The sequence below is a fragment of the Nitrospirota bacterium genome (genome assembly GCA_040754395.1).
Taxonomy (GTDB): domain Bacteria; phylum Nitrospirota; class Thermodesulfovibrionia; order Thermodesulfovibrionales; family SM23-35; genus JBFMCL01.
In genome coordinates, this window is record JBFMCL010000004.1 from 82,858 (window position 1) to 102,910 (window position 20,053).

15 protein-coding genes and 1 pseudogene are annotated in these 20,053 nt (G+C 45.7%); 10 read left to right on the plus strand and 6 right to left on the minus strand.

Annotation, left to right across the window (positions count from 1 at the left end; all coding sequences use genetic code 11):
• Nucleotides 1-138: 138 nt before the first annotated feature.
• The 3 genes from AB1552_03305 to AB1552_03315 are packed head-to-tail and all read left to right on the plus strand — an operon-like array spanning nucleotide 139 to nucleotide 6,682.
• Nucleotides 139-2,931 carry a PD-(D/E)XK nuclease family protein gene (locus AB1552_03305; GenBank protein MEW6052805.1) on the plus strand — a complete coding sequence of 931 codons (2,793 nt, stop codon included), beginning with the start codon at nucleotides 139-141 and terminating at the stop codon, nucleotides 2,929-2,931.
• Nucleotides 2,877-5,762 (plus strand): UvrD-helicase domain-containing protein, encoded by a 2,886-nt coding sequence (locus AB1552_03310; protein MEW6052806.1) that lies wholly within the window; start codon nucleotides 2,877-2,879, stop codon nucleotides 5,760-5,762. Before AB1552_03305 ends, AB1552_03310 begins: the two co-directional genes overlap by 55 nt.
• Nucleotides 5,763-5,767: 5 nt before the next feature.
• On the plus strand, nucleotides 5,768-6,682 hold the full coding sequence (locus tag AB1552_03315) for an isoaspartyl peptidase/L-asparaginase (protein ID MEW6052807.1): 915 nt from the start codon (nucleotides 5,768-5,770) through the stop codon (nucleotides 6,680-6,682).
• A gap of 72 nt (nucleotides 6,683-6,754) precedes the next feature.
• Here AB1552_03315 and glgP read toward each other — a convergent pair whose 3' ends face one another.
• From glgP to trxA, 5 genes are all read right to left on the minus strand, one after another.
• Nucleotides 6,755-8,473 (minus strand): alpha-glucan family phosphorylase, encoded by a 1,719-nt coding sequence (gene glgP, locus AB1552_03320; GenBank protein MEW6052808.1) that lies wholly within the window; start codon nucleotides 8,471-8,473, stop codon nucleotides 6,755-6,757.
• Between the two features lie 59 nt (nucleotides 8,474-8,532).
• Nucleotides 8,533-10,158: an acetolactate synthase large subunit gene (locus tag AB1552_03325; protein MEW6052809.1), complete on the minus strand. Its 1,626-nt coding sequence runs from the start codon at nucleotides 10,156-10,158 to the stop codon at nucleotides 8,533-8,535.
• Complete coding sequence (yrfG, locus tag AB1552_03330; protein ID MEW6052810.1) at nucleotides 10,155-10,805, minus strand: GMP/IMP nucleotidase; 651 nt, start codon at nucleotides 10,803-10,805, stop codon at nucleotides 10,155-10,157. The genes AB1552_03325 and yrfG overlap by 4 nt, the downstream gene beginning before the upstream one ends.
• Before the next feature lie 100 nt (nucleotides 10,806-10,905).
• On the minus strand, nucleotides 10,906-12,225 hold the full coding sequence (gene ffh, locus AB1552_03335; protein ID MEW6052811.1) for a signal recognition particle protein: 1,320 nt from the start codon (nucleotides 12,223-12,225) through the stop codon (nucleotides 10,906-10,908).
• Nucleotides 12,226-12,289: 64 nt separating this feature from the next.
• Nucleotides 12,290-12,622, minus strand: coding sequence for a thioredoxin (gene trxA, locus AB1552_03340; protein ID MEW6052812.1), 333 nt, complete (start codon nucleotides 12,620-12,622; stop codon nucleotides 12,290-12,292).
• Nucleotides 12,623-12,767: 145 nt separating this feature from the next.
• Between trxA and AB1552_03345 the strand changes: the two genes are divergently transcribed.
• The 6 genes from AB1552_03345 (at nucleotide 12,768) to AB1552_03370 (ending at nucleotide 18,216) form a co-directional block, all read left to right on the plus strand.
• Nucleotides 12,768-13,550 (plus strand): hypothetical protein, encoded by a 783-nt coding sequence (locus AB1552_03345; GenBank protein ID MEW6052813.1) that lies wholly within the window; start codon nucleotides 12,768-12,770, stop codon nucleotides 13,548-13,550.
• Nucleotides 13,551-13,557: 7 nt separating this feature from the next.
• Entirely contained in the window at nucleotides 13,558-13,932 is a 375-nt protein-coding gene (gene tatA, locus AB1552_03350) for a twin-arginine translocase TatA/TatE family subunit (protein MEW6052814.1), read from the plus strand.
• A 142-nt stretch (nucleotides 13,933-14,074) separates the two neighbouring features.
• A complete protein-coding gene (gene tatC, locus AB1552_03355; protein ID MEW6052815.1) occupies nucleotides 14,075-14,857 on the plus strand; it encodes a twin-arginine translocase subunit TatC in 783 nt (260 codons plus the stop codon).
• Nucleotides 14,857-15,135: a hypothetical protein gene (locus AB1552_03360; GenBank protein ID MEW6052816.1), complete on the plus strand. Its 279-nt coding sequence runs from the start codon at nucleotides 14,857-14,859 to the stop codon at nucleotides 15,133-15,135. Before tatC ends, AB1552_03360 begins: the two co-directional genes overlap by 1 nt.
• Before the next feature lie 38 nt (nucleotides 15,136-15,173).
• Nucleotides 15,174-16,823, plus strand: a complete 1,650-nt coding sequence (locus tag AB1552_03365) for a HEAT repeat domain-containing protein (GenBank protein MEW6052817.1) — start codon at nucleotides 15,174-15,176, stop codon at nucleotides 16,821-16,823.
• The gene (locus tag AB1552_03370; protein ID MEW6052818.1) at nucleotides 16,813-18,216 is read left to right on the plus strand and encodes an HD-GYP domain-containing protein; all 1,404 of its coding nucleotides are present in this window, start codon (nucleotides 16,813-16,815) and stop codon (nucleotides 18,214-18,216) included. The genes AB1552_03365 and AB1552_03370 overlap by 11 nt, the downstream gene beginning before the upstream one ends.
• Nucleotides 18,217-18,234: 18 nt before the next feature.
• On the opposite strand, the gene murA is transcribed toward AB1552_03370, so the two are convergent.
• On the minus strand, nucleotides 18,235-19,488 hold the full coding sequence (gene murA, locus AB1552_03375; GenBank protein ID MEW6052819.1) for a UDP-N-acetylglucosamine 1-carboxyvinyltransferase: 1,254 nt from the start codon (nucleotides 19,486-19,488) through the stop codon (nucleotides 18,235-18,237).
• Between the two features lie 349 nt (nucleotides 19,489-19,837).
• Here murA and AB1552_03380 point away from each other — a divergent pair.
• Nucleotides 19,838-19,984 (plus strand): annotated as a pseudogene (locus AB1552_03380) (ZIP family metal transporter).
• Nucleotides 19,985-20,053: the final 69 nt, after the last annotated feature.

Consider the following 20,053-nt stretch of genomic DNA (forward strand, 5'->3'; position numbering starts at 1 on the left):
AAGTACAATCCTGCAAAAATACCTGACTACTATTAAATATAACTTTCTTTAAAATCGCAAGTTTTATTATATCAGACGCCATTGTTATGCTTAAGTTGCCTGCATTCGCTGATGGTATAATAGATCTGGTAACGGAATATGCCGATTAAGGTCTTTACCTTCCCTTTTCGCTACAGAGGATCAACCGCTGATATCCTCAGAACAGCTGCAGAAGATATCACGGGGTCTGATTACTCTTCAATCCTTTATCTTTCCCCTTCTCCTCAAAAACTTCTTGACAGCCAGCAACTGTTCTCAAAAATTGCAGGGGGATGTTATATCCCGCCTGAAATGCATACGCTCAAGCAACTCTCTAAAAAACTGTATTCAGTGCATGGAAACAAAAAAATCATCGCTCAGGCAGTCATTCCTGTGATTGTATCTCGACTCTCCGGCATGGGGCTCGGGTTTTCTGCCATCATCTCTCAATTCATATCTGAGATAAAACAGCACCATTCAGGAAAGGATCTTGCGTCAATCCGCAGTGAAATGAACGGTATTTTTCATGAGCTCGGCATCCCTGATGAAATTGCTGCGCGGGCAGAATATGCGCTTGATCTTCTGAATGCCTATCAGCAACTCCTTCGCTCATGTTCTGCAATCGATGAGAACGATGTGATGTCTGCCTGCCCGGAACTTATCAGCATGCACAATTTCAGCCATACTCACTTGCTTATTGACGGTTTTTACGATCTCACCTCAACGGAGGAAGAGATATTGAAACATCTGATTGGAAACTCTGAGAATGTTCTCATTTCAATACCCTATGATAATAATTTTACTTTTATAACAAAAAGATATATTTCTTTTCTGAATAATAACTTTAAATATGAAAAGATTCAGAAAAATCCTCTGCATGATGCTCCCGAACCTGTGTATCATTCATATCCCGGAATTGATGAAGAAGTGGAAGGCATTGCGCGAAACATAAAAAATAATTTTGTATCCGGCAGAATGCGCAACCTCGAAAAAATTATTGTTACCTGTCCTGTTATGGAAAAATATACACACAGAATTTCACGGATTTTCAGGAAATACGGCATTCCGCATTCTTTGTCTCACCTGAAAACACTCGGAGAAACGAGACCGTTTCTTGATCTCGTCGCCATGCTTGAATCAGTTGCAGACAATTACCCAAGGCTTACTTTCTCGCAGTTCCTTGTGTCCCCTTTTTTCAGGAAACTTTCTCCCCTGTTTCAATCCCATATCCCGCGCTTATGCATTGTAACCGGCATTTCCAGAGGAAAAGAGTCCTGGCTCAAAATATCATCTTTCTTACAAAACGGACATGATCTGTTATCAACAAAAGGTATCCCGCCCGGTCTCGAAAAGGAACTGGGTCGCATTTTCAGCAAACTTGCACCCCTTGAAAACCTGAAAGAATCCGGCAACTGTTCGCTGTTCAGTGAGTGCATACTCTCTCTTCTGGATGAGTTTGATTTTTCGTCAGATGACGATGCAGATCTCAAGGAAAAGACCTTTCGTCTTCTCAGGGAACTCTCTTTCATTGACATTATGATGTCGCACGCAGCTGATATCACCCCTCTTACTTTGCGCCAGTACATAGATGCCCTGAAACATGTCCTGAACACAACCGAAACAGAAATCGAAAGACCGGGAGTAAGAATTATGGCTTTCCGCGAGATACAGGGAATCGAACCTGAGTTTCTCTATATCGGCGGGCTCAGGGACGGAGAACTTCCTTCAAAACCTGATATTGACCATATCCTTCCCGACAGTGTCAGGACACGTTTCGGCCTTTCAAATCTTGAAAGATATCTGCTACTTCAGAAATTCATATATTTCAGGGCAACGGCATCGGCAACAAATCTTCATCTTTCCTATCCATCCATGGAGGAAGATCAGATGGCCCTGCCCTCTCCTTATCTCCCATGGAACAGAGAAATACCCAGCAGGTGTTACGGCATATTTTCAATGGAAGAAGAACTGATAAGAAAAGGACTGACACCATTCACATTTTATCTTACGGATATTTCCAGCAAGAAATCACCATTACTCAAGAAAATCTTCGGTACAGATTCGCATATAAGGGTAACGGATATCGATTCGTTCAGAAGCTGTCCGAGAAAGTTCTTTATAGAAAAAATACTCAATCTTCAGCCGACCGAAATCAGAAAATTCGAGATTGAGGCATCTTTGCTCGGCTCAATCATGCATGAAATAATGCAGGAGGTTATCGCGCATCCTTTCAAGGATCTCCACGAGCTTACATTCGTGTCAGAAGAAACAACACACAGCCTTCTCTCTCAAAAACCGATTGATGAATACTGGAAAAGAGTGATCGGTAAAACCTTCATTGCCCTTTTGCCGGAACTGTACAAGATTGAGAAGAAAATCCGGGAAGAGGGATATGCTTTTCAGACAGCTGAATTCAAGGTTGCCGGGGAAGTCATAAGGGGGGTTAAGCTTAAAGGGAAAATTGACCGTATCGACATAAAAAGACCAGATACCGCTCATCCCTTGCACGACCCCACACACAATACTTTTCTCTCTGATGGACCGAACAGCACGGTAATCGAAATTATCGACTATAAAACAGGTTCAGTGCAATTCAGCGGTCCTCAGGTATTGTCAAAGGGCGCCTCTCTTCAATTATTCCTTTATGCCTCCCTCATGAAGGCGACGGGAAAAGAGGTTGTCCGCGCGGGTATCTACTCTCTTAAGGACATGTCAATAACCTGGATACCCGGGAGAAATGACAAGCGAGATGGCCGTTCAATCGATGACTATCTGGAAACAAGTCTCCGCTTTCTCAGTGAGACTGTTGAACAATTGCGTAACGGATATTTTCCTGCGGATCCGCTGAATGAGCAGATATGCAGAAACTGTCCGGAAAGGCCTTATTGTCCTTTTATTCAGAAATCGGCCTGAGCATATGCGATCGGGTAATGGGTACAAACATGGAAAAGTATCTTGATATAACAAAAAGCGTTATCATCTCATCCCCCGCAGGTTCCGGAAAGACCGAGAAACTCGCAAGGAGATATGTGAGTCTGCTTGAAGGCGGCTCTGAAATCGAAAAAATTCTCGCAATCACGTTTACCGAAAAGGCAGCCGCAGAAATGAAGGAGAGGATACTCCGCATACTCGAACAGGAAAACCTCTCAATATTTACCAATGTGCGTGAAAAGATGCCGTTGATGCGCATATCAACAATTCATGCCTTCTGCCTGAAACTGCTTAAGCGATTTTCGATCGAACTCGGCCTCGATCCCTCTCTTAACGTTACTGATGAATTCAACGCATCGCTCCTTTGGTCAGATTCCGTTTATGAGAGTCTGCTTGTCGAAAAAGAACATCCTGACCTTTTCTTTGAGATGATGGTAAGCAGGGGAATAAAGGGCTGGGATGTCCTTTTGCGTACCCTCAACGAACTGCACAGCAGAAGGCCAATTCCGGAAGTCATGCTGACGGAAGATCACCGTTTCAGCCAGGAGGAAATTAACCTGCTCACGCTCTACCGACGATGTCTCAACCGCTATACCATTAAGAAAAGAGAGAAGCATCTCATTGATTTCAATGACATCGAGATTCTTACGTATGAAGCCCTCCTGCAAAACCCCCAATGGCAGAACATCCTGTATTCATTTGACGAACATACAGACCATATCCTTGTTGATGAGTTTCAGGATACGAGTTCTCTGCAATGGAAGATCATCGACAAACTGACTGAAGAATGGCGCTCAGGTCTCGGCGCAAAGAGAGCCGCCGGCAAAATTCCCACCATCTTTCTCGTCGGCGATGAAAAACAGTCTATCTATCTTTTCCGCGGGTCAAACGTCAGCGTATTTCACAAAGCAAAAAAGAGATTCTCTGAATGGCTCGGTGAGCAGTACCATTTTGAAGAAATACGGGAAAACTACCGAAGCCTGCCCGGGATTATCGATTTTACCAATTCCCTTTTTTCAAGAATAATGCCTCCTTCGCTCCATGAGACATGGCGCACCCGTTATACACCATTTGAGGCCACAAGGACAGGGGACGGCCGCGTTGAACTCATGCTCCTTAAAGGCGGGGAAAGCACAAAGAAAAACCGGGAGAAGGAGGCTTCTGTTCTTGCAAAGCAGATCAGTTATCTGAATGATTTCCACGAGATATGGGACAATGAATTTCACAGGCCATGCACATATGGAGATATGGCTATCCTCCTTAGAAAGAGGACTCATCTGTCTGTCTTTGAAGATGCCCTCAGGCGTCACGATATACCGTTCGTGGTGGTAAAAGGCATCGGGTTTTATGACGAACCGGAAGTCGCGCTGTTAAGGGAATTCATCTCTCTTCTGATTGATCCCCTTGATGATCACAGTCTTTTCTGCATTCTGAGGTCTCCCCTCTTTGGCATCGAGTACAACACTCTGCTGCCGCTCATCTCCCGTGGAGACATCCCCTTGTTTGAGAAGATCCATTCCTCACGCAACAAGAAGCTGATGAATGCATTTGTCCGCATTTCCGCATGGATTGAGAGGTCATACAGGACACCTCTTGCGGTGATGATCGAGGAAGTTCTGTCAGAAACAACTGCATGGCAGTATTTCTGGGAAAAGCAGCGTCATGGGAATATCAGGAAGTTCATTGCAATCATCGAACAATATGAGTCCCGTGGTTTTTCCTGCCTCGAGATCAGGGAAAAACTTATCTCGTCAAAGACCGGAGAAGAAGCAAAAGCGAACATCAATACCGAAGGTATGAATGCAGTAAAAATCATGACAATACATGCGGCTAAAGGTCTGCAGTTCCCGATCGTCTTTCTTCCTTCCCTGGATGAGGTCAATTCACCGAAAAGCGGACCTATTGTACTCATGGAAGATGAGGGAAGCATAGCTTTTGCACATGAGGAAGATCCGTCTAAGAGAAGAAAGAATATTCACTTTCAGCGGCAGAAAGAAAAGGAACTTGAAGAGGAAAAGAGGCTTTTTTACGTTGCGGTTACAAGGGCGAAGGACTATCTCTGCATGCTCGGAGTTCCCAAAAAAGACCAGCCCCACACAGGAAGGCTTGGATATATGACGGGAAATCTCGAACACCTCTCATCACTCAGCGTAATTCATGAACAGGAGATCGAGCGGATATGGTCGTCCCGCGGGATAACCTCCCGTCCGCCATCATTTTCTCAGGACGAGCTTTTTTCCGGTCCTTCATATACGGAACGGATTCCTTATGAACCTGCCGTAAAATGGCGTGATGTGACCGAATCGATGGATATCAGGATTACGCATGGAGAAGACTGGGTGCTGCTCGGAAGGGTTTTTCACAGCCTTTTTGAAAGTCTTTCGAAGGGAACCCTGAAACCGGAAGAAGTCACTGACAAAGCACGTATTCTGCTCAGAAATGAGCTATTCTCCGGCCAAGATGCGGAAGGCCTGATCAGTATCATAAAAGAAGATTTTCAAAAGCTCCGTGTGTCAGGGCATCTGGAAAATATCATCCTTCCCAAGGAGCGTTCTTTTGCGGAACTCCCCTTCATCCTGCACAAGGGAGACATAGCATACAGGGGCAGAATCGACAGGATTATCATAAAAGAAAATACCGCTTTGATATACGACTACAAAACCTTTCCCGCGCGCAACCGGGAACTCCCGGAACTGCTTGAAAAATATCGTTTTCAGATGGAGATATACCGTGAAGCTGCGGAAAAAATATTCTCTCTTGCGTCGAAGGGCTTTATCCTTTTCACCCATCTGCCCTCCCTGACCGTACTGTAAGTTACATGCGTTTGATCGTGCACGGCGGGGCAGGATCCAGAAGACCTTCCAAAAGGGTGCTGAAAAAGCTTTCTGAATCAATTTCCTCAGGATTCAGAGTATTGCAGGAAGGGGGCACATCACTCGATGCCGTTTCGAACGCTATAGTAATTCTTGAAGATTCCGGTCTGTTTAATGCGGGTGCAGGCGGGAACCTGCAGATGGATGGTGCCAGAAGACTGGATGCTTCTCTCATGGAAGGAAGCAGTCTTCGTGCAGGCACGGTTATCGGCCTGGAAGGAATACGTAACCCCATAAAGATGGCGCGGATTATCATGGACCTGCCGCATACTGTTCTCACAAATACGGGGGCAAAAAAGATAGCAGAGGCACATAACCTTCCGCCCCTGCATGGAACTGACAAAGAAGACCTCGCCAGGCTCGAGAAAAAAAGAAAGTGCCAGAAAGAAATCTGGAATATTTACGGACAGTATTTTTCGACTGTCGGGGCAGTTGCCCTCGATGCCTATGGAAATCTTGCAGCCGGTTCATCCACAGGCGGGGTCAGTGCAATGCTGCCCGGGAGGGTCGGTGACACGCCGATGATCGGTTCCGGCATCTATGCAGAAAACTCGCTCGGAGCTGCTGCCTGCACAGGTATCGGAGAATATATCCTGCGTTTAGTCCTTGCAAAGGAGATATGCATGAATCTTCAATACATGTCCCTCCGGACTTCTTCATCCACATCATTGAGGCGGCTGATCTGTCTGGGCGGACAAGCGGGGGTAATTCTCCTGGACAGAAAAGGACATTTCGCAATTACACATTCAACAGCATATATGCCCTCAGGTTTTGCGTCCTCCAGGGGAGTTTCAGTCAGGGAGAACTTCAGAAATATTACTGTGCAGAGACGCCGCAAAAATCTTTTGGGCAGTAACTGACCGGAGATTTTTCGGATTACTCGGGCATGTAAAGCGAAATACGATATCTGTAATATTTAAATCGTGGTGACGCTATCGTATGTAAGCTTCCGTGACATAACGTCGCATCATGCGATGGGAGTTGAAATAATAGGCATTCTTCCCTATCGCATTCTGCATCATCCTTATCCATGTGCGCCTGTCATTATAAAACATTGGTATGATGGTATCCTCAAGCTTGTTGTAAAGGTCATCTGCATCCCTAGTATCCGTATTCTCAACCAGAGTTGTCTCGGTCGGATTCGGGCCTATTGACCATCCGGTAAACCCTTCTATATGCCCTTCTATCCACCAACCATCGAGAACACTGAAGTTCAGCACTCCGTTATGGGCTGCCTTCATCCCGCTCGTTCCTGAGGCCTCTCTGGGTCGCAAAGGCGTATTCAGCCAAATATCAACTCCGGAAACCATCATGAGAGCGATTGACATGTCATAATTTTTCAGATATGCCAGCTGTATCCTGCCTTTCAGTCTTTCCCTCACGGTAAATATTTTTTCTATCAGCCTCTTTCCCATATCGTCCCTGGGATGCGCTTTTCCCGCATATATTATCTGGAGCTTGCCGGTTCCCATTTTTTCAAGTCTCTCAATGTCGCTGAAAATAAGATCAGCCCTTTTGTATGCTGTAGCCCTCCGTGCAAAACCGATGGTGAGAATATCCTGACTCATGGCGACACCGGTTTGTTTTTTGACATAATCCATCAAAATGTTCTTTGCCTCAAGGTGTGCATTCCAGATATCATCGTCAGGAACACGTCCAACCCTTACGAACAACTCGGGTTCATTCGCCCACCCGGGAAGATAATTGTCAAACAGATTCTTAAAACTGTCGCAAGTCCAGGTGAAGGTGTGGACACCATTCGTGATTGCACTGATCTCATATCCGGGAAACATGTTCCTTGATACCTCTCCGTGTTTTTTTGCGACACCGTTTATGAATTCGCTCAGATTGAGGCCGAGCCGGGTCATGTTCATGCTGTCTTTGCCTCCGAGCTCCTTCAGAACGTTCAGAGGAATCTGCTCCCCCATTGTCTTCATGACAAGGTCGTACGGAAAGCGATCATGACCGGCCTCTATAGGGGTATGCGTAGTAAACACGCAAAGGTCTTTTACTTTCTCTACATCCCATACCAACTTTTCATCCCACACGTCTTCAATAGGCCGCTTGAATCTGTTGAGCAGTTCGATGGTGAGAAGACTTGAATGCCCTTCATTCATATGATACTTCTTGATCTCGAACCCGAGTTCATGGAGCATTCTTACTCCTCCTATGCCGAGGACAATTTCCTGCTTCAGCCTGTAGGCCAGGTCTCCTCCATACAGATAATGGGTTATTTCCCTGTCCTCGGGGTCATTCTCTTCGATATCCGTGTCAAGAAAGAAAATCGGAACAAAACCCCCGGTCAGGCTTTTCTCATTATATTGCCACGCCTGGACAAGGACGTCCCTACCTTCTATCTGGACAGAAATTTTTGTAGGGAGCAGGGTCATATACTTTGCGGGATCCCATAATACTGGAGATTCGGTCTGCCGTCCCGATTCGTCCAGATCCTGTATGAAATATCCCTTCTTTGTCAGCACGGTGACGGCAACCATTGGAAGCTTGAGGTCCGCACTTGTTCTGATCGTGTCTCCGGCCAGTACCCCGAGACCACCGCTATAGGTCGGTATATCATTCTGTATGCCTATCTCCATTGAAAAATAGGCTATCTTGGGCTCATTTGTAAGATCTATCGGACACACGATATGCATGGAGAGATATTGTAAGATATTTGTACAGAGTTTAACAACAGGTGAATTACACAGGTGCGTCACATGGGACAGATCAGGCGTCCCAGTTTTTCGGTCATTATCAGATTGTCGGAGTAATCCACCGGACAGTCAATTATCGAAGGTACTGCCTGACTGAGGGCATCATTCAGGACAGGCAAGAGTTCATCCTCTGAAGAAATCCTGTAGCCCCTTGCGCCGAAAGACTCTGCGATACGGACGAAATCAGGGGTATTGAACTTTACGTGAAATGACTCTTTGTACCGCAGTTTTTCTTTCCATTCTATGAGCCCGTACCCTCCGTCATTGAATATCAGGCAAACAAAACTGATGCCGAGCCTGACCGCGGTATTAATCTCGCACATGGACATCAGAAATCCGCCGTCACCCACTGCCGCGATCACCTTTTTCTCAGGAAAAAGCAGTTTTGCCGATATGGCGGCAGGAATCCCAAAGCCCATAGACGCAAAGCCATTGGATATAAGAACGGTATTCTCAGCATAAGCCGGAAAGAACCTGGCAATCCAGATCTTGTGAGCACCGACATCACTGATGAGTATATCAGTGCGACCGAGGACATGCCGTATTTCCTTCAATATCCTGAGAGGCCTGAGCGGAAATCCCTTGTGCGAGAAATGCACTCCATGATCTGCAAGCACCTTCAGCTTCAGGTAATAGGGAGATATCTCCCTGCCGTCCAGGCGCTCCGACAGGAGAGAAAGTGCCCTGGCGATGTCCCCGATGATTTCGATTGCAGGATAATGGGAATCCGTTTCAGACGGAACAAAGTGGATGTGGATTATCCTTTTATTCGTGTCGGGATTCCAGTACCGGGGGCTGAATTCCACAGGATCATATCCGACAGCAATAATGAGGTCTGCTTTCTCAAATCCGCATGATATATAATCACGCGATTGAAGTCCTACAGTAGAGATGAAACAGTCATCATCAGACGGTAGCGCTCCCATGCCCATGAATGTGGCTGCAACTCCGATGTGTGTTCGGGAGACAAACTTCCTCAGTGCACGCGAAGCCTTCCCACGAATAATACCGTTTCCCACGAGAACCAGAGGGAATTTTGCATCTCTAATTAAGGTGACGGCGTGATCAATGGCATCCTCTGAAGGTTCGGGGTAGTGCTCAGTTTCATGGGGAACGGGATTTCCGACTGCATCGTTCAATGCGACGTTTTCCGGGAATTCAATATGTGACGGACCTGGTTTCTCGGCAGAGGCAGTCTTGAATGCCTTTCTGACAATCTCCGGGATGACATTCGGACTCTCAATCCTTGCATTCCACTTGGTGACCGTTCTGAACGCAGAAAGAATATCAATATACTGGTGGGACTCCTTGTGAGTCTTTGCAATGCTGGTTTGCCCTGTTATTGCAACCATCGGCGAGAAATCGAGAAGGGCATCGGCAACCCCAGTCATGAGATTCGTTGCCCCCGGACCGAGTGTGGAAAGGCACACACCCGGTTTTCCGGTAAGCCTCCCATAGGCATTTGCCATGAATGCAGCCCAACGTTCATCATGGGTGGTTACCACTTCTATGGTCGATGAGGTCAGGGCTTTCAACAGGTCGATTGTCTCTTCTCCGGGGAGGCTAAAAACATGCTTAACCCCCTCTGCCTCGAGACATTTCACGAACAGTTCAGCAGAATTCATAACAATTCATCGAAGTCGGTAATATGCAAAAAATGTCTGGACTGCTTTGGACTTACTTTGGAATTCGCCCTCGCCTTGTACAGAAGAAACCTGATGCCGAAACGCCTTGCCGTTTTCAGTATCTCCTCAGTATCATCGATGAAAAGCGTCTTCTCCCTGTCAAAGCCGAGACGTCTTTCAGCAACTTTCCAGAATTCCAGGCTTTCTTTCGGATACCCGGCATCAAACGAAGACAAAACAGTATCGAAATGTTTTCCTATCTGTGTCTTCCTGAATTTCAGGTCGATTGATTTATAATGTGCATTCGTCACGAGAAAGACTTTTTTCCTGCGTTTCCTCATATTCATAAGAAAGGTTTCGACATGAGGATGAACTTCTATGAGATGCTTTATCTGTTCCTTCAGGGCGGGGATGTCGAGATCAAGCTCTTTCGACCAGAAGTCGAGGTCTGTCCAGTTTAATGTTCCTTCATGTATCCTGTACTTGCCCATGAGCGCTTCTTTCGCCTTGCCGAACGTGATATTATATTTTTCTGCATATGTTTCAGGAACGAGATGTTCCCAGAAGTAGTCATCAAAATACTTGTCGAGCAGAGTACCGTCCATATCAAGGAGTACAAATTGTATTTCATCCAGAGGCACTTTCATGTGTTTTTCAGACCAAGAGAACACTTCTCTCTTCTTCTCATTTGCGTGAATATTTCTGCATTCACAGCCAGGCCTGAACTTCCCGGCTGCCTTTCAGGCTTTAAAAAGGGAGGATTTTCGGTATCTTGAAGCCTTTTTTCCCCTTGAACATCTTCAGCATTCTCTTTATTTCGATGTACTGCTTTATTACCCTGTTCACGTCCGTTACGGTTGTACCGCTTCCGGTTGCAATCCTCCTTCTTCTGCTCCCATTGATAATCGTATGATCTCTCCGTTCCTTTTTCGTCATGGAACTGATGATTGCCTCGACTTTGACCAGTTCTCTTTCATCTATATCCATATCCTTGACCTTGTTCATGCCTGGTATCATATTAATAAGGTTTTCAAGGGGTCCCATGTTGCGCATCTTCTTCAGCTGTTCCCTGAGATCATCAAACGTGAACGATTCATCCATTATGGTCTTCTGAAGCTTTTCCGCCTCTTTCTGGTCAAACGTTTTCTGGGCCTGCTCTATCAGACCCAGGACGTCCCCCTTGCCGAGTATCCTCGACGCGATCCTGTCAGGATAAAACGCTTCCAGAGCATCTATCTTTTCTCCGGTCCCGATGAATTTTATTGGTTTCCCGGTAACTGAAATGATAGAGAGTGCCGCACCGCCTCTCGCATCGCCATCCATCTTGGTAAGAATGATCCCGTCAATTCCAATCTGTTCCCCGAAATTTTTAGCAATATTGACCGCATCCTGTCCTGTCATGGCATCAGCGACAAAGATAACCTCTTTTGGCAGGACACTCTCCCTGATTTTTCTGAGTTCTGTCATAAGCGACTCATCAATATGCAGCCTTCCGGCAGTATCAAGGATTACCACATCCCTTGCATCCAGTCTTGCCTTTTTGACCGCCTCGCTGCAGAGGTTCACCGGATCCTTGATTTCCCTTGATGAAAAGACAGCCACGTCAATCTGTCCACCAAGCGCGACCAGCTGGTCAATGGCAGCAGGTCTCTGGAGGTCTGCGGCAACAAGCAGAGGCCTTCTGCCTTCCTTTTTGAACATTCTGGCAAGCTTTGCAGCTGTCGTGGTTTTTCCGGAACCGTGGAGGCCTACCATCATGATAATAGTAGGCGGGTTGGGTAACAGTTGAATCCTGCTGTTCGTTTTCCCGAGCAGTTCGCAAAGTTCGTCATTTACTATTTTGATAACCTGCTGCCCCGGGGTAAGGCTTTCGAGAACTTCCTTTCCGACAGCCTTCTCCTTTACCTTTGCAATAAACTCCTTCACAACCTTGAAATTGACGTCTGCCTCCAAAAGGGCAATACGTATCTCCTTCAGGGCAACCTCGACATCCTCTTCCTTAAGGAGGCCTTTGCCTTTCAGTTTCTTAAAGATAGATTCCAGTTTCTCGGTGAGAGATTCAAACATAGAAAAACCTTTTTATCATTTGATATCGAATGGTTACACCGCTCTCAGGATGGATACATTCTGCTTATGCACTGAGGAGGGAATCCAATTTTGCCTTAAGCTGCTGTTTCGGAACAACACCGACTATCTGATCCATCTTTTCTCCGTTTTTGAAAAACATGATTGTCGGGATTCCCATGATTTTGTATCTGCTGGCGATTTCAGAATTTTCATCGGTATTCAGTTTCAATACTTTCACTTTGCCAGAATACTCTTTTGCCAGCTCCTCGACCGTGGGGGAGATCATCCTGCACGGACCACACCATGCCGCCCAGAAATCAATCATGACGACCCCCTCCGTCTTGAGCACCTCATTCTCCCAGTTAGCGGTCGTCGCTTCATGTATTCCTTCTGCCATGTGAACCTCCTGTAATTCCCTTATTTTCATAAAAGGAAATTGATTGTATAATTATATTTTCCGGTCTCCGACTTTGTCAATGACAGAGGATCAAGAAAAACTTTAATTCATTGACACTCTTGAGTTTTTTCTGCTATTTTTAACAATGAAAAGCTTCTGGCTGAGCCTTTTTTTTGTATTCATTGTCCTGTGCGGAATTTCATATGGTTTCGAAGTTACCGGCATTCAGCCAGTTGACCCATACGGGGTTTTCTCGACCTTCAGCGCTGAGAGCCTTCCCCGGGGCAAGGTAGCCCTTTCTGCGGGTTCTGAAGTATCAATAGACCCTGATTTCTATCGTTTTGTTTTCAAGAGCGCATATGGCATTACTGATAATCTTGAAATCCTGCTCACTGTTCCGTACGTATTTGGCAACGATACAACAGATGGTTTTGAAGATCCCGCATTCGGCCTGAAGCACAGGTTTTTTGATGAAGGCAGGTATGGCCCATCACTTGCATACGTACTGAACGCGTCTCTCCCTTCAGGACGAAGTCAGCTGAGTACCGATGGAAGGTACGGTCTGGGTCTTGTAATCAGCAAAAGGATCGGTCCGGTAAATGGACATCTGAATCTTTTTTATGAGAAAGCCGGTTCCGGTGATTTTGAAGACGACATATCATTCCTTGCCGGACTCGATTTCGCTGCATCACACAACTTTAAGTTTCTCGCAGAGTTATACTGCAAAAAAAGTCATGATTCAGGAAAACTCGATTCAGTAGAGGGCCGGATCGGGTACAGGTTTACGACCACGGATTTTATTTATACTACATTTGGTGCAGGGTTCGATCTGAAAAACAGAAACCCTGAAACCAGAATAATATTTACAGTGACATTTCTGTCACCTGCCGAAAAAAAGAAGATCAAGAAAATATATGAAGAGGAATAACTAAGAGATGTTTGATATTGGCATGCCGGAACTGATAGTAATTTTCATCGTTGCCCTCCTGGTTTTCGGCCCCAAAAAACTGCCGGAACTGGGCAGGACTCTCGGCAAAGGCCTTGGTGAATTAAAAAAGGCATTGCAGGATGTGAAGGAGTCCGTAGAAGAGGAATTCAAGGAAACAACTTCAGATATCCGCGATACGGTGACGGATGTCAAGAAGCAGCTTGAGACAGAAGTAAAATCTACCGAAAAAACAATAAAAGACACCGTGAAGGAAGTTCAGACACAGGTTGAGACCGAGTCAGAAGAACTCAACAAGACCATTGACAGCACAATAAAGGATGTGGAGGATCATGCGGACAGTGGTTCCAAAAAGGGAAAATGAGATATTGGTTCAGGTGGTGCCTTAAAAACCTTAATGATCCATTTCAGAAATAGAATCAGAATTCCCCTGCATTGTATTGACCGCAAAACTTATCAGGTTTTGAAAATAATTCTTCCAATAGATACGGAGGCAGAAGGTTAGCATGTCAGAAACCAGGATGATGGGATTTCTCGAACATCTCGGTGAACTCAGAAAAAAAATTACCGTTTCCTTGATCGGTTTATGCGTTACGTTTGTCATTGCCTTCAATTTTTCCGAACAGATCCTCAGGTTCCTCATGTTCCCTCTCAAATACAGCCTGGATTTCTCGGTAACAAAAAGGTACATGTATTTTGCGCCCCATGACAAGCTCCAGAACATGAAACTCGTGTTTCTTTCACCTGCTGAAGGATTCTGGATGAACATGAAGATCGCTATAGTTGCCGCCCTTATACTTGCACTTCCCATCATTTTCCAGCAGCTGTGGAGTTTTATTTCACCCGGACTTCATAAAAAAGAGAAAAAATATGTCGTTCCGTTTGTCCTGGTAGCAACACTCCTCTTCCTTGTTGGTGCTGCGTTCTGTTTTTTCATCGTTCTGCCGTTTGCCATGAGTTTCCTGCTTACTTACAAGATAGGGGATTTCATGATGCCGATGCTTTCAATCGGTCAGTATGTTGATTTCTGCCTTAAGTTTATTCTTGCATTCGGTGCGGTATTCGAACTTCCGATATTTATCATCTTTGCAACACGCATGGGTTTCGTAACTCCGCAAACCCTCGCAAAGAACAGGAAGTATGCCATCCTGATCGCGTTTGTGATTGCAGCCATGCTTACTCCGACGCCCGATGCCTTCAACCAGTCCCTCATGGCTGTACCAATAATCATTCTGTATGAAGTCGGGATTCTTGCCTCACGAATTTTCAGGATTAAAGAGACGGTCTAATGCCGACCATAAGGGGAAAAAGCCTGAAGGCGATCACCTATGACATAGCTGAAGGATATGTGGTAGTAAATCCGCTTTTTCTGAAACCGCTCGACGGAGAATCCATCAAGGGACTTTACCACGAAATGATGAAAGTTCAGGTAGAGATACGGGGAGAAAAATTTCCTCACGGCGATGTCCAGGCTATCAGGTGGAGGAACACCCGGCTCCAAAGGCTCAATTCTGCCTCAATGGTGCTCAAAAATTTTGCCAGGGAGAGGAAGATCATTATTGTTTAATGTTTGACTGCTTCAAATAACTATGTTAATTTCTAAGCATGGAAATTTCCGAGGAAAGTAAAGAAGCAAGAGATATCATTCAGAACCTTATCAAGTCCAAAAAGACTATAAGGATGTATCCTCAGAACAATCCCATCTATGCAAAGATCCTCGAAGATTCTTACACCAGGTTCAAAAGCTTTTTTGATTACCATGAAAGCATTGTACTGAGCATCAAGCAAAACAGCATCCTCTACGACAACGAGCAGATCTATTACAACCCTGATAAGGAGGATAACCTCGCCCTTTTCTTCTTTAAAGACGGTTTGCGTGAACTTACATTCAAAAAGGGACTCATGCGGGAAGAGCTCGAGGAATTTCTGAAGATTATCGCGCTTGATTTTGACAGGGATGCGATAGACGACGATGTGGTAACGCTCCTTTGGGAAAAAGACTTTCAGAATATCCAGTATGTAGTTGATGAAGCTTTTCTTGCCGATGCCGATGAAGAAGACTATTCAATAAAGACTGAGGAAAAGGCAAAAGAAAAGGTTACCGATGTAAATGACCTGATGAAGGCCTATGAGGACGGATTTGTCCAGGAAGATGTGAAGGGGATATCAATTGTTCCGCTCACGGATAATGATCTTCAGATGCTCGTGAAGGAACTGGAAAAGGACTCTTCGGAAAAAATAGGGAAATTGACACTCATCCTCTTCGAAATCATTTACCAGTCTGAAGACAAAACGGACGTTGAGCAGGCATTTACTTTTCTGAAGGATGCCATAAATTTTTCGATGAAGCACGGGGATATGGAAACAGCAATCGAAGTGATGAGGAAAGCGAAGAAAATACTCGAAAATCCGCTTATGGCAGAAAATGAAAAGAGATACATGATGCTGCTTCCTTCATATCTTGGCACTGATGAGATAATCAGCCTTCTTGCTGACATCCTCGACAGCGGAATCGAGATAGACACGACTATTTATGATGAATTCGTCGCCCACCTCGAAAAAAATGCGATCGAACCACTCATAAAATATCTCGGGGAATTAAAGACTATCCGCGCACGAAAGAATGTGATAGAAGCTCTCATCAGTATCGGGAAAAAAGATATCCAGGCACTCTCAAGAGGCCTTGATGACCAGAGATGGTATGTGGTCAGAAATATTATCTATATTCTTAGAAGAATCGGCGACAGGAGGGCAATCGACTACCTGCTGAAAACAGTAAAACATTCTGACATAAGGGTAAGGAAAGAGGGCATTAAGGCACTTGGCGACCTCGGAGGAAAAGAAGGAATACAAACTCTCAGGGAATGCCTTGACGATACTGATATGCAGATACGGGTAGCTGCCGCAAAGTCCTTCGCGTCTATCGGGTCAGAAGCCCCAAAACGGATTCTTCTGGACAAAATTGCCGAAAAGAGTTTCAAAGACAAGGATTTTGAGGAAAAGAAAGAGTTTTTTGAGGCAATTTCAAGGTGGAAGGATCCCGAGATATTCGACTTTCTGGTGAAAATCCTGAAGACAAAATCATTCTTCGGAAGAGCAAAGCTTTATGAAAGCAAGGCCTGTGCGTTGTTATGCCTCGGACTGCTGGGAAACAAGGACGCTCTCCCCCTGCTGTACAAATATCAGGATTCCGGAAACAAACTCCTCAGAGATTTTTCGCTCTCTGCAATCAAGAAGCTGGAATATGGGAATTAAAGAAGAGAGAGAAATACAAAAGCACGGACAGGACATAATCAACCAGTTCTCTGTTATTCTGCGGACTGCCCAGATCCATGATCCCGCGAATATTGCCGTTATGACCGCGGTCGAACGGTTTCTGTCCCTGATAAACCAGCTTACCGAGTCCGGTACCAGCATAAATCTTGAACTCGTCGGTGAGTATTTCTATATAGATGAAACCAGAATCCGCTATTCCATGGAGTACCTGCTGAATTTCGATTTCCTGATCCGTGAGTTCAAAAGGCGGGAAATCGGAAAGATTGTGTTCATGAGTAACCTGCAGCCCAAAGACATCCAGATATTCCTTAAGGCGTTTATTGCGGCCGGTTTTTCTGACACGCCTTACGAAACCATGTCAGACATCACGGGAGAATCCGACAACCTTGAGATATCAAGACTCCAGAAAATACTGGAGGGGGAACAGGTTGATGTCAGAAAGGTGATAAAGAAAGTCTATTTCAACGCGGTTTCCTATACCAGGGGAGTGATGACGAAGATCCAGGCAGGTGAAAAAGTGAACATCAAGAAGGCCAAAAGGGTCGTTGAGTCGATGGTTGACCACATTCTCGAAGAGGAAAACCTTCTCATCGGCATGACCGCCATCAAGGAATATGACGAATACACGTACCATCATTCAGTAAATGTGAGCATCCTTTCGATCGCTTTGGGTCAGAGGCTGGGCTTGAGCAAAAAAGTCCTTACCGAACTCGGACTGGTCGCGCTGTTTCATGACATCGGCAAAATCGAAATTCCCAGTGAAGTCCTGAACAAATCCACCAACTTCACCGAAGACGAATGGAAGGTTATCAGAAGACACCCGATTTGGGGAGTTAAAGCAATATTGAAAATACGGGGTGTTGATTTCACTGCGTCCAGGGCTGCAATTGTTGCATTCGAGCATCATATGAACTATGATCTCAGCGGATACCCGAAGGTCGCAAAACACTCTGAACTCGATTTCTTCTCAAGAATTGTGAGCCTCGCAGACCAGTACGATGCGATGACTTCATCGAGGGTCTATTCAAGAATTCCGCTGTCACCTGATAAGGCGCTGAGTATCATGATGGAAAGGGCCGGTTCCCAGCTTGACCCTCTCCTTTTCAAGTTTTTCATTAATATGGTCGGAGTATTTCCCATCGGCACTCTGGTAATGCTCGATACGAAGGAACTCGGCCTTGTGTATGAGAGCAACACTGTGTTTGCCGACAGGCCAAGGGTACTGATCATTATTGACAGGCAGGGGAAGAGGGTAAGCGGTCCGGTGGTCAACCTTACCGAAAAAGACGAACAGTCAAGATATTACCGTTCCATTATAAAAACGCTTGATCCCAACAAGTATAAAATAAACCTTGCCGAATACCTTCTCTGATTTGCATGTGCCAGAGGGTTACTCCTTATCTCTCCTGATATCCGCGCCCAGCATGAGAAGTTTTGTTTCCATCTTTTCGTAACCCCTGTCAAGGTGATAAATCCTGTGCACTTTCGTCTCGCCCTTTGCAGCAAGAGCTGCGACAACGAGTGATGCACTTGCCCTCAGATCTGTTGCCATCAGTGGCGCCCCCTTTAGCCGCTCAACCCCTTTTACGGATGCGACGCCACCTTCAACAATTATCTCTGCTCCCATTCTTATCAGTTCGGCCACATGCATAAACCTGTTCTCGAAAATCATTTCCTTAATGACGCTTGTTCCTTCGGCAATGCACATTAGGGCCATGAACTGCGCCTGCATGTCCGTCGGGAATCCAGGATATGGCATCGTGGTAAGATTCGCCGCAGCAGGTCTTGAAGGTCCGGATACACGTATGCCGTCAGTGACCGGTTCAAATGAAAGACCGGCCTCTTTAAGCTTCATTACCGATGCGTCAAGGTGCTCAATGCAGCACCCCCTGAGAATAATGTCTCCACCGGTGATCCCGGCAGCGGTCATGAAAGTCCCTGCCTCTATCCTGTCAGGTATGACAGTATAGTTCATGGGTTCCAGCCCATCGACCCCTTCTATTTCGATGGTGCTTTCTCCGGCCCCTTTTATCCGGGCTCCCATGGAAACAAGCGCATTGGCAAGATCCACGACTTCCGGCTCCATTGCCGCATTTTCGAGCACGGTTCTTCCTCTTGCCAGAGTCGCAGCCATCATAAGATTTTCGGTTCCCGTAACGGTCGGGGTATCAAAATATACCGATGTGCCCGTGAGTTTTTTTGCCTTCGCAATTACATATCCGGACTCCAGTCTGATGTCTGCGCCCATTTTTTCAAGACCCATAAGATGGAGATTTATCGGTCTCGCGCCAATCGCGCACCCGCCCGGAAGGGATACCTTCGCCTTTCCGTATCTGGCGATAAGGGGACCAAGCACGAGAATGGATGCCCTCATGGTTCGTACCAGATCATACGGTGCTTCAAAATTATCAATCCTGCTTGTGCTGATTATTATCCGATGATCCTCATAATGATATCCTGCGCCGAGGTTTGCGATGAGGCGCCCCATTGTCTTGATATCTTTTAAATCAGGAACCTTTGCGATCGTACTTTCGCCGGATGCAAGAACTGAAGCTGCCATGAGAGGAAGGGCAGCGTTCTTTGCCCCACCTATCTGTACCTCTCCCTTAAGCTTTTTGCCGCCTTTGATGACGAGTGTATCCAATTATATACTCCAGAAACAGTTATGCAAACGGTACACCGTAATTGCCTTGTGATGCGCTATCCGTGTATTCCGGCAATCTGTTGATGCGCCTTCGGAACTCTTTTTGTTTTTCCGCCTCATACGTATCCGGTACCCGGAGTGATAACGCTTCTAATGCAACCACTTGCCGGAAGACTGAGATTATTATAATATCAGATGAAAGAAGAAAAAAATGACAGAAATATTCCAGGGCTTGCACCCTGTATTTCAGGCACTTATTGCGACCTGTTTTACCTGGGCGATGACCGCTTTCGGTGCTTCCCTGGTTTTTTTCTCCAGAGACATCAGCAGAAAATTGCTTGACGGGATGCTCGGCTTTGCCAGCGGTGCGATGATCTTTGTCGTTATTGAAGAACTGGTTCCTGAGTCCCAGCGGGGAAACAATACCGATCTGGCGACTATGGGGGCCCTTGTGGGTTTCACTGTCATGATGATCCTTGATGTTGCCTTCGGATAGAGAAAAAGGCCTCAATATTCAATTTTCGTGTTGCTGAAACAAAAAACGGTACGCTATACTTCTTACAAA